General features: G+C 54.6%; 12 protein-coding genes and 4 tRNA genes. 6 read left to right on the forward strand and 10 right to left on the reverse strand.

Annotated features, from left to right (window positions below; all coding sequences use genetic code 11):
* From AC5LBQ_RS08970 to AC5LBQ_RS09005, 8 genes are all read right to left on the reverse strand, one after another.
* Positions 1 to 939 (reverse strand): ParB/RepB/Spo0J family partition protein (locus AC5LBQ_RS08970; protein ID WP_493265267.1); only part of this gene is annotated, 939 nt, incomplete at its 3' end.
* Positions 936 to 1,436, reverse strand: coding sequence for a hypothetical protein (locus tag AC5LBQ_RS08975; protein ID WP_493265268.1), 501 nt, complete (start codon positions 1,434 to 1,436; stop codon positions 936 to 938). The genes AC5LBQ_RS08970 and AC5LBQ_RS08975, both read right to left, overlap by 4 nt.
* Positions 1,437 to 1,537: 101 nt before the next feature.
* Complete coding sequence (locus AC5LBQ_RS08980; protein ID WP_493265269.1) at positions 1,538 to 1,903, reverse strand: hypothetical protein; 366 nt, start codon at positions 1,901 to 1,903, stop codon at positions 1,538 to 1,540.
* Positions 1,879 to 2,091: a hypothetical protein gene (locus AC5LBQ_RS08985; protein WP_493265270.1), complete on the reverse strand. Its 213-nt coding sequence runs from the start codon at positions 2,089 to 2,091 to the stop codon at positions 1,879 to 1,881. Before AC5LBQ_RS08985 ends, AC5LBQ_RS08980 begins: the two co-directional genes overlap by 25 nt.
* Entirely contained in the window at positions 2,084 to 2,623 is a 540-nt protein-coding gene (locus tag AC5LBQ_RS08990) for a hypothetical protein (protein ID WP_493265271.1), read from the reverse strand. Before AC5LBQ_RS08990 ends, AC5LBQ_RS08985 begins: the two co-directional genes overlap by 8 nt.
* On the reverse strand, positions 2,620 to 3,156 hold the full coding sequence (locus AC5LBQ_RS08995) for a hypothetical protein (protein WP_493265272.1): 537 nt from the start codon (positions 3,154 to 3,156) through the stop codon (positions 2,620 to 2,622). Before AC5LBQ_RS08995 ends, AC5LBQ_RS08990 begins: the two co-directional genes overlap by 4 nt.
* Positions 3,149 to 3,646: a hypothetical protein gene (locus tag AC5LBQ_RS09000; RefSeq protein ID WP_493265273.1), complete on the reverse strand. Its 498-nt coding sequence runs from the start codon at positions 3,644 to 3,646 to the stop codon at positions 3,149 to 3,151. The genes AC5LBQ_RS08995 and AC5LBQ_RS09000 overlap by 8 nt, the downstream gene beginning before the upstream one ends.
* The gene (locus AC5LBQ_RS09005) at positions 3,646 to 3,918 is read right to left on the reverse strand and encodes a helix-turn-helix domain-containing protein (protein ID WP_493265274.1); all 273 of its coding nucleotides are present in this window, start codon (positions 3,916 to 3,918) and stop codon (positions 3,646 to 3,648) included. Before AC5LBQ_RS09005 ends, AC5LBQ_RS09000 begins: the two co-directional genes overlap by 1 nt.
* Positions 3,919 to 3,989: 71 nt before the next feature.
* Between AC5LBQ_RS09005 and AC5LBQ_RS09010 the strand changes: the two genes are divergently transcribed.
* Positions 3,990 to 4,319 (forward strand): helix-turn-helix domain-containing protein, encoded by a 330-nt coding sequence (locus AC5LBQ_RS09010; RefSeq protein ID WP_493265275.1) that lies wholly within the window; start codon positions 3,990 to 3,992, stop codon positions 4,317 to 4,319.
* A gap of 49 nt (positions 4,320 to 4,368) precedes the next feature.
* Positions 4,369 to 4,719: an ImmA/IrrE family metallo-endopeptidase gene (locus tag AC5LBQ_RS09015; protein ID WP_493265276.1), complete on the forward strand. Its 351-nt coding sequence runs from the start codon at positions 4,369 to 4,371 to the stop codon at positions 4,717 to 4,719.
* A 128-nt stretch (positions 4,720 to 4,847) separates the two neighbouring features.
* Here the strand turns inward: AC5LBQ_RS09015 and AC5LBQ_RS09020 are convergent, their stop codons facing one another.
* Positions 4,848 to 6,038, reverse strand: coding sequence for a tyrosine-type recombinase/integrase (locus AC5LBQ_RS09020; RefSeq protein ID WP_493265277.1), 1,191 nt, complete (start codon positions 6,036 to 6,038; stop codon positions 4,848 to 4,850).
* A 206-nt stretch (positions 6,039 to 6,244) separates the two neighbouring features.
* Positions 6,245 to 6,319 (reverse strand) — tRNA-Val (locus AC5LBQ_RS09025).
* Positions 6,320 to 6,564: 245 nt separating this feature from the next.
* Between AC5LBQ_RS09025 and AC5LBQ_RS09030 the strand changes: the two genes are divergently transcribed.
* From AC5LBQ_RS09030 to AC5LBQ_RS09045, 4 genes are all read left to right on the forward strand, one after another.
* Positions 6,565 to 7,563 (forward strand): substrate-binding domain-containing protein, encoded by a 999-nt coding sequence (locus AC5LBQ_RS09030; RefSeq protein WP_295027810.1) that lies wholly within the window; start codon positions 6,565 to 6,567, stop codon positions 7,561 to 7,563.
* Between the two features lie 107 nt (positions 7,564 to 7,670).
* Positions 7,671 to 7,743: transfer RNA gene (locus tag AC5LBQ_RS09035), tRNA-Gly, on the forward strand.
* A 121-nt stretch (positions 7,744 to 7,864) separates the two neighbouring features.
* Positions 7,865 to 7,935, forward strand: a tRNA-Cys gene (locus AC5LBQ_RS09040).
* A gap of 4 nt (positions 7,936 to 7,939) precedes the next feature.
* Positions 7,940 to 8,016, forward strand: a tRNA-Val gene (locus AC5LBQ_RS09045).
* Positions 8,017 to 8,122 lie beyond the last annotated feature (106 nt).

An 8,122-nucleotide genomic window follows, 5' to 3' on the forward strand; every position in this document is an offset into this window, starting at 1 on the left:
CTGACGCTCCTCCTCCTGCTGTCGGCGAAGTTCTTCCTCCTCGCGTTCCGCTTTGACCCGCGCTTGGTCGTACTCGTCTTCGCTCGGCTGGATATGCCCCGCCGCCTCTGGATCTGCACAAAGCTCCTGTACGTGAGGCATTTCGACTTTCCACAGCGTCGGCGTCACCCGGACGACACGATAAGGGCAATCCTTGTGCTCCTCAGGATTGAGATCCAATTCCCAAAGAGCTTTCGCACCCTCGGGCACATCATCGCCTTCACCTAAGGTTTTCACACCCTCAGCCTCAAGCTCAGCACGTTTAGCCTCCGCATACGGAAAAGCGAGCGCATGCTTGATTACATCGTCGAGCTGCCAATCCGCAAGTTCCTCACCTTTGGAAAATTGCTTCCGTTGCTCAGCCTCCAGATGCTCCGCCAAATACTCCATATCAGCACCGTCATCTTCGGCCTTAGCCACTTTCAAAGCCTGTGCGAGGGTCAGGGTGCAATCCATCGCGATTTCGCGGGATGTGTCCTTCGCAGCGACCTTAGCTATGTCTGCGAATCGCTGCTTGTCTTTGCCGGACAGCATCGCCACCCGCTCAGCGGGAACATTAAACAGCGACAGTTGATAAGCCGCAGCCAGCTGATCAGAATCGGACAAGCCTTCGCGTGCCTCATTTAGCACCACCTGCTTGAGGATACGGTCGTCCTCGAGTGGCGCTTCCTCTTCGATAATGCATTTCACGGTTTGCAGGCCCGCTGACTTTGCCGCGTGCAGACGCCTGTGTCCATCCAGGACGGTCAGCTCGCCGGCAGGATTACGATAAACCTTTAAGGGCTCCAAAATTCCAAGCTCGGCAATCGAATCCACCAGCCACTTGGCGTTTAAATTCTTCCGCACGTTTTCGCCAGGAAATACCTCATGGATTGGGACTTCGACGATTTCCGTACTCATGCCGCATCACCTCCCAGACCAGACAGCTCATCCCGAACCTTCTTAGGGTGCAAGGAATTCGGCACCGGCTTAACTTTCGGTGCTTTATCCCCGTTGACCCACTGCGGAATATCCAGCTTGAAATCCTCATCATCGTGATGGTCTGTCGCAAGGCGCGAGGTCTGCTGGACTAGGGCTTGAGCATCAGGAACCTCGGCGCTGACGAGGTCCCCGGTCGCGGCGAGTTTTAGCAGGTCCACCGCGTCCCAGACCCCGTCGCTATAGCCCATGTCATACTCGTCTACGGGCTTACCATCTCGCACAGCCTGACGCCGCTTAGCGCGATACTGATGAGTAGCATCGAGACCGAGCGAATACAGTATTAGCGCTAAATCCTCAAGATTTTTCGCCAATGCAGCATCAAGAGAAATATCTGAGACTTTCAGCAATGTGGGTACAGAAGGCTTCAGCGGCTCCGGGAAAAGCGCCTGCCATATCTGACGCAACGACTTAAACATGTTGACTCCTTAATTAATGGGTGGATTGCCTATTCAGTTATTCGCTTACCGTCCCTCCCTGACCCGCCTTGAAAGGAAAAGAGGCAAGCCAGGGAGGACGTCTACGTGGATTGCAGCCGATCCAGCATTGCCTGCATTTTTTCCATGAATTCGAGCAGAGTTTCCGTCTCTGCCAGGCTAAACGCGTCGTCAGGACGCAACGGCGCTCCTGGTCTCATGTAGATGCGGTTGCGTAGCATTGTGCGAACCAAATCCTGGCAGCCCAGCACTAGCCCGCTTATCCGGCACAGAGCCTTAAAGCGCAGATTCTCCTCATCGGGGGAAGTCTCCGCTAGGGTCGCGGCCTCTCGTAGACCAGCGCGCAGCGTGGCCAGCAGCTCATCTGTTGTGTACCAGGACACCCCGGTGACGGGGTCTTTTCGGGCACCAGCTAGACAGCTCGCTACCATCGGTTCCGCTCCATCCATCGCTCGAGGTCATCTGACCGAATCCGATAATGGGCGTGTGGTCCCATCTGATACGACGGCAAAAATCGCGGGTCGCGCTTGGACATGTGCAGGAATTCGAGCATACGAGTCCGCCCGAACCCGGTAATCTGCAAAACTTCCGGCAGGCGCAACCACCGCACCGATGACACAGTATTTTGGCTATCCACGATAGCCTCCACACTTGCAGTCAGGACCGCACTCGTAGTACTCAGGAGGCGGGGTTTCCTCCCCGGTAGACTGAGAGTGCGAATCATCACCATCTACCGAGGAGGAAGAATTATGGTCGTTTTTCCCATGGAAATTGGGGCTACCGGTTTCGCCGGGGTTCTGAGGTTCCTGCACGACGGGCGACAAAGTGATGAAGCCGTCGTTGATTTCGTAATCACGAAGGGGGCTGCTGTGCTTTCCCGTATCTCGCTGGAAGATATCAATCTTACCGAAGAAGAATTCGTTGGCTTGGAGGACATTGAGTTGTATCCTGCCGTCCGAGAGTGGATGGCACACGCAAAATATCGGTGTATCGAACTCAGAGATGATGGCAAGGTCTTTATCTGGGATAGCTATCCTTGGATTACTGACTAGTTCAGCCCCTTCCAAATTTTCACGTACTGTTTTGACCAGCCAGTTAACCGTTGCTTGTGTTCGGATTTGCTTGCGATGTAATGACCGTAACTGTCTAGCTGTTTTTTTCGGGCTCATGCGACGCTCCTATCCGCATCCTGATCGAAAAATGGCGACAGCGCTTCTCGCATCTTGTCAAGCCCTTTTTCGATTCCGTCTCCTGGACGTATGCAGTCAAATGCTTTGTCTATCCCGGAAATAATTTCCTGCAACTTTCGGATACACCGTGTCTTATCAGTGACAGCTTTTCTCCATGTGACTACATCCACCATCCGAAAAACGGTGGTGTTGAAGGCTGTATAAGGTTTCAAGAGTCCAGACGTGACCGCGCCCTGAACCTCGGGCAAATCCGCGCCAGTTATGGCAGCGACTTGCGCAATATTAAGGAGTAGCAGGGGGACTCGCGGGGAAACTTCGCGCTCGTATCGAGTCGCTAAACGGTGCGACGAATGACGCTCTAAAAAGTTAGCGGCGGTCTCCAAATCAGTGGTGCAAATTGTCGCCATCGATTCTGTACAGTTGGTGTCTAGGGCAAGGCAGCGCCTGCACTCCACAACGATGAATCCATCCGGGAGAATAGGTGGGTCCTGTTGCAGGTCGGGGCTAGTCATGGTTCCGGTTTCCTTCATTGGGGTGGAGTTGAGGGGTTTCCTCCCCGGTAGAATCAGATTGTCCAATACCGTCATCTACCGAGGAGGAAGATTTATTTTGAGTACCAACAACAGCTTGTGCTACGGGAGTGATGTTTTCGTTTTGAGCAGTGACACTGATATCGAAGCTTTGAAGCGTCAACTCGTTTCTGACACCAGAGGGTTTGTCACCATTAGAAACATCAAAGAGCGCCAAATTGACTTGTTGGTGGGTGCCGATGTTCCGATATGCATCAAGTACGCTTCCGAGCAGGTTGAAGGCGGAGAGAGCGTCCAGTCGGGCAGCTAAAGCCACTCGCGCGGCTTGCTCTTCAGAGGCATACCGCCAGTCAACAGCATCAATATAAGCGACTGCGGCCCGCATTAGCCCACAGGCGCGGTAGAAAGTTTCGCCTTCGCTGCTTGGTGCTGCGCCGTGCTCATCGTGCAGATTGAGTAGAGAATCATTCATTATGCGGCGGTCCTGTCCGCGGCCGGGGACTGTGCCTCTGCTCGCTCTCTGGCGCTTTGGATTATCTTGATAGAGCTGGTACCGAGGACTCGTGCGACTTCGTCGAGCTCGCCAAAAGAGAATTGGTAACGTCCGTTGATTCGGTCGTTCAATTGGTTACGGGTCAGGGAGGTCTCTGCTACGAGGTCGATGACGCCGATTTTTTGACGTGCCATTTCAGCACGGACTTCGCCTGAGATTAGGGTATCAACCGTAAATGCGTTTGGCTTCATGGATACTATTCAACCGCATTTGCGTTCCGATGTCAAACGCAATTGCGGTTCGGCGTGTTAGACTTGCTGACATGGCAAGAAAACCTAGAGAAATTCGAGAGCTAGATAAGGCTTTATCCGCGATTCTGAAAGCAATTTGGATTAAGAGCGGCCTACTTCAAAAGGAGTTGGGGGATGAGATTGGCGTAAGCCAAGATCGAATCTCGACGGTCCTCAGAGGCCTTTCGCCTATTGGCGTTGGGGAAGCTGACGCTCTATGTCAAGCGTTGGGAAAGGATTTGCTTACAGTGCTGGCGGCTGCGGAGTGGATGGTGTACGGGCAGCCACCGGAAGGACTCACCAGGCAAGAGCAGATTGATGTCGCGGCGCTCTTCGAGGCTGCAGCCCGCTACCGAGATTAGGTAGATACTATAGGCTGCGTGGTCAACGCTGATACACGAAGCCCAACGGATGCGCGTCTCCGTCCTAGTCGGAGACTTGCGCGAGCCAAGACTACAAGGCAAATGGGTTCACGAACTAAGGCTTATCCTCATCTCCAACCGGCTCACTATCGGGGAAGCCACCGCCGTACTCGCTCACGAGCTGGTGCACGCGAAACTGGATCACCGCGGCCGGCAGTCTGTGGGTGTGGAGGCTTGGGTTGATGAGGTTGCGGCGGGCTGGTTGATTACGGATTGGGAGTGGGGGTATGCCTGCCGGTTGTGTGGTGGGGATTATGATTGTGTGGCGGCGCGTTTGGGTGTTCCGCGGTGGTTGGTGGTGGCGCGGTGTCGGGCCTGGCTGAGGGCACGGTTGGAGTAATAATCGGGGTGTTTTTGGTGGATTTGTAATATTATGACCCGAATTGAAACATTGCCCGACCCGGTGGCGGGTGGGGTTTTCGGGGGAAAATATGCCAGAAAATATACCAGTTCGACGTTTACCTGCGGTCATGTGATTTGGAGGAGATTCTGGGCTTTGGTCATCGCGGCACGTGCCAGCTCCATATCTACATGCTGATAGGCGGCTTGGGTCACAATGTCTGAGTGCCCCAGAATGGCTTTGATCACTTCCGGCTCTACACCGGCGGCGAGGAGTAAGGTAGCGGTCGTGTGGCGGGTTTCGTGGGTGACGTAGGGTTTTCCGCTCAATTTTTTCACGCCGGCCTCTTCCTGGAGTTGCTTCCAGGCGCGCTGGTCGGCGTGGCGGGAGACGGGCTGGCCGCTGGCGGTGGTGAACAGCAGCCCCCACGGGTTTTCGGGGGCTTGCTCACGCCACGCGGTCAGCGCCCCGGCAACCCACGGGGTGAGCGGCAGAATACGCTCCCCGGCCAGAGTTTTCGTGCGTACCAGGTGGAAAGCGCCGGTGAGCTGGCGCATCTCATAGCCGCGCGGCACCCGAAAGCCCTTCGCCGGGTCGGTTTTGTCCAGATACGGCAGGGACTGCAGCTGCCACTCCACGCGCATGGTGCCCTCCTGGAAATTAATCATGTCCCAGGTCAACCCCAAAGCCTCAGCCTGACGCAGACCCTGGAGCAGAGCGAGGAGCCAGCGCACCCCGCCCGGTATGCCCGCGGCCGCTTGAATGATTTTCAGTGCATCTTCCACGGGAATGGCTTGCCGGTCTGGTCGGCCGGCTGACTGCTTTTGGGCTACCAGTATGGCTCGGGGGACCGGCAGCCCTTCGCGCTCGGCCTCGCGCAGAGCTCGCTGGAAAACAGATTGGTATCGTAGCGCGGTAGCGGGGGAGCTACCCTGATCCATGATGTGCTCACCGAGTCTGGTGAGGTCTGAGGGGCGCAGCGATTTGATGAGCTTGGAGCCAAGCAGGGGGATCACGTTTTGGTCGATAGCGGCGGTCTCGATAGAGAGCGTGGAAGGGCGTACCTGTGATTCGCGGGTGGCCAGCCAATGACTACACCACTTTTTCACGGTCGTGTTCCCGCCCTCCTGATATATGCCATGCTCGACCTCATATTTCAGGTCAGCGAGCTTTTCCCGAGCCGTGTTTTTATTTCGGGACGTGACACGGCGACGCCGGCGACGCCCGGTATTTGTCCAGCCGTCGTAAATCTGGCCTATCCAAAGACCCCGCTGTGCGTCATAGTAAAGACTCCCAGTGCCGTATGTCCGATATTTCATAGTTGCCGCTCTTCTTTTTTAGGAAGTGTTACCCTAACCCCGTGAACTGGGGTTTTGGGAACACTATTTTTGGGTGACTCCACCGGCTTGGTGGTGCTATTGGTGGTGCTATTTTAGCGATTATTTCCGACTATTTCCGATTATTTCAGAAATCAAAATAACACCCCCGAAGCCCTTATTTACTGGGGTTTCGGGGGGGTTTTTCCTGGTGGGCCATACTGGGATCGAACCAGTGACCTCTTCCGTGTGAAGGAAGCGCGCTACCGCTGCGCTAATGGCCCAAGGCTTATCAAGTTTAGCCTTAGACAGCTCCGAACGCAAAAACTCGGCGTACCGCGGCAGAACGGCAGGTGCCTTCGATTTGGCGCCTTTCGGGAACACTATTGCGAACCTGAGAAAACGCGCTTGACTGTATCCCCGAGTTTTAGCCAAAGCCGGTCGAGGTTCAAGCCAACAGACCGCATATGTTAAGACAAATGCCCAGATAACTTTCAGAAATCCTACAGGGTATGTTTAGAATTCTGACATGTATGAGGTTTCAGATTCTGCTGTTGCCGTCAAAAGGCGTGTGACTTTGGATGATGTGGCAAAGGTGGCACATGTGGCGACCTCTACCGCTTCGCGGGCCTTGAACCGTCCGGGGCGTATAAATGCTGAGACGGAAGCCTTGGTGCGCCAAGTTGCGAACGATTTGGGCTATGAACGACCGGAAAATTTTTGGCGACGAACACACGTATTGACCCAAAAAATCGGGGTCACGATTCGTCTCCAAGAGTACCAAATGTTGGCTGCGATACAGGACAAATTGATTCTGGAGCAGTACTTACCGGTTTTGTATCCCGCTGTTTCTACGCGAGTCCTGCAGACCGTTAAACGGGAGTTCAATAACGTCGATGGGTTGATTATTGATAATCCGCAGATTCCCGGACGTATTCGCCTGGAAATCCCCAATACCGAGCCTCTGGTGGTGACGAACTGCTTGATGGATGAAGCAACTTGCGTCGTGCCGGATACGGAACAAGGGGTTACAGTCTTGCTGACACATCTGAGTTCGTTGCGGCATCAATCGATAACTTACTTTTACGCCAATGATAGATGGCTGGACCGAAGTGTTTTGCAGGCTTTGCGGTCCGGGTGCGAACGGGACGGTTTGGTTCTGCATACGGTGGGAAATGTCGGGGATAGCCTGGAATCAGGCCATCGTGCGGTGTCGGCTTGGCGTAAGCATCTGGACAGTGTGGCGGTTTTTTGCGGGGCGCTTTCTGCCATCGGTTTTATGGAGGAGTTAGATCAATCTCTGGGAGTCTCAGTGCCGGACGATGTTTCCGTTGTGGCTATCGGCGATGCTTTTATTGGACGTCTGCACCAGCCCAGAACTACCACCCTCGAAGTTCCTTACCGAAAGATTGGCACGGAAGCCGTGCGTCAGCTGGTCAGCCAGATTCGCCATCGGTCCCGTTTGGAAAAGCGGGTCAAACTTGTGAACATGCGGCTAGTAAACGGCGGTACCACGGGTTTTTTCTAAGTTCCGATTCCCGTGTTTTCTCTGTTAGGCCATTCCGGTGTGTCGAGTATTTGCAACCCCCGCTCACTTATGTGTAAGATACTGGGGTTGGATTTTTCCGGCTTGTCGCGGATGTGGCTCAGTTGGTAGAGCATCACCTTGCCAAGGTGAGGGTCGCGGGTTCGAGTCCCGTCATCCGCTCGGTTTTTGGGGGAATCGAGCCTCGGTTCGGTTCCCCTCAAAAATTGGCTGTCTGAGGAGTTCTGCCAGGTTCGTACTGGGTTCGGGTTCCTCTTTAGAGTAAATTACTCAAAACCACATTGGTGGGTTGGCCGAGTGGCTAGGCAGCGGCCTGCAAAGCCGTATACACCGGTTCGAATCCGGTACCCACTTCGACGGGCGGTTGGCGCAGCTGGTTAGCGCGTTTCCTTGACACGGAAGAGGTCGCAGGTTCGAGTCCTGTATCGCCCACCACGACGCAGGTCGAGCGATAAAGCCGCGACCTGCGTGTTTTGGTTTTATGAGCCGGGCAAGCTTGCTTGCAAAGGCTCATAAAACCAAAACACGTCAGCGGGGGACC

It is taken from the genome of Mobiluncus sp. (assembly GCF_985070215.1).

Coding starts and splice junctions, on each gene's coding strand:
- AC5LBQ_RS09000 (WP_493265273.1), bottom strand. CDS start 3,646: ATGAATGATTCTCTACTCAATCTGCACGATGAGCACGGCGCAGCACCA.
- AC5LBQ_RS09005 (WP_493265274.1), bottom strand. CDS start 3,918: ATGAAGCCAAACGCATTTACGGTTGATACCCTAATCTCAGGCGAAGTC.
- AC5LBQ_RS09010 (WP_493265275.1), top strand. CDS start 3,990: ATGGCAAGAAAACCTAGAGAAATTCGAGAGCTAGATAAGGCTTTATCC.
- AC5LBQ_RS09015 (WP_493265276.1), top strand. CDS start 4,369: ATGCGCGTCTCCGTCCTAGTCGGAGACTTGCGCGAGCCAAGACTACAA.
- AC5LBQ_RS09030 (WP_295027810.1), top strand. CDS start 6,565: ATGTATGAGGTTTCAGATTCTGCTGTTGCCGTCAAAAGGCGTGTGACT.
- AC5LBQ_RS08990 (WP_493265271.1), bottom strand. CDS start 2,623: ATGAGCCCGAAAAAAACAGCTAGACAGTTACGGTCATTACATCGCAAG.
- AC5LBQ_RS08980 (WP_493265269.1), bottom strand. CDS start 1,903: ATGGATGGAGCGGAACCGATGGTAGCGAGCTGTCTAGCTGGTGCCCGA.
- AC5LBQ_RS08975 (WP_493265268.1), bottom strand. CDS start 1,436: ATGTTTAAGTCGTTGCGTCAGATATGGCAGGCGCTTTTCCCGGAGCCG.
- AC5LBQ_RS08995 (WP_493265272.1), bottom strand. CDS start 3,156: ATGACTAGCCCCGACCTGCAACAGGACCCACCTATTCTCCCGGATGGA.
- AC5LBQ_RS09020 (WP_493265277.1), bottom strand. CDS start 6,038: ATGAAATATCGGACATACGGCACTGGGAGTCTTTACTATGACGCACAG.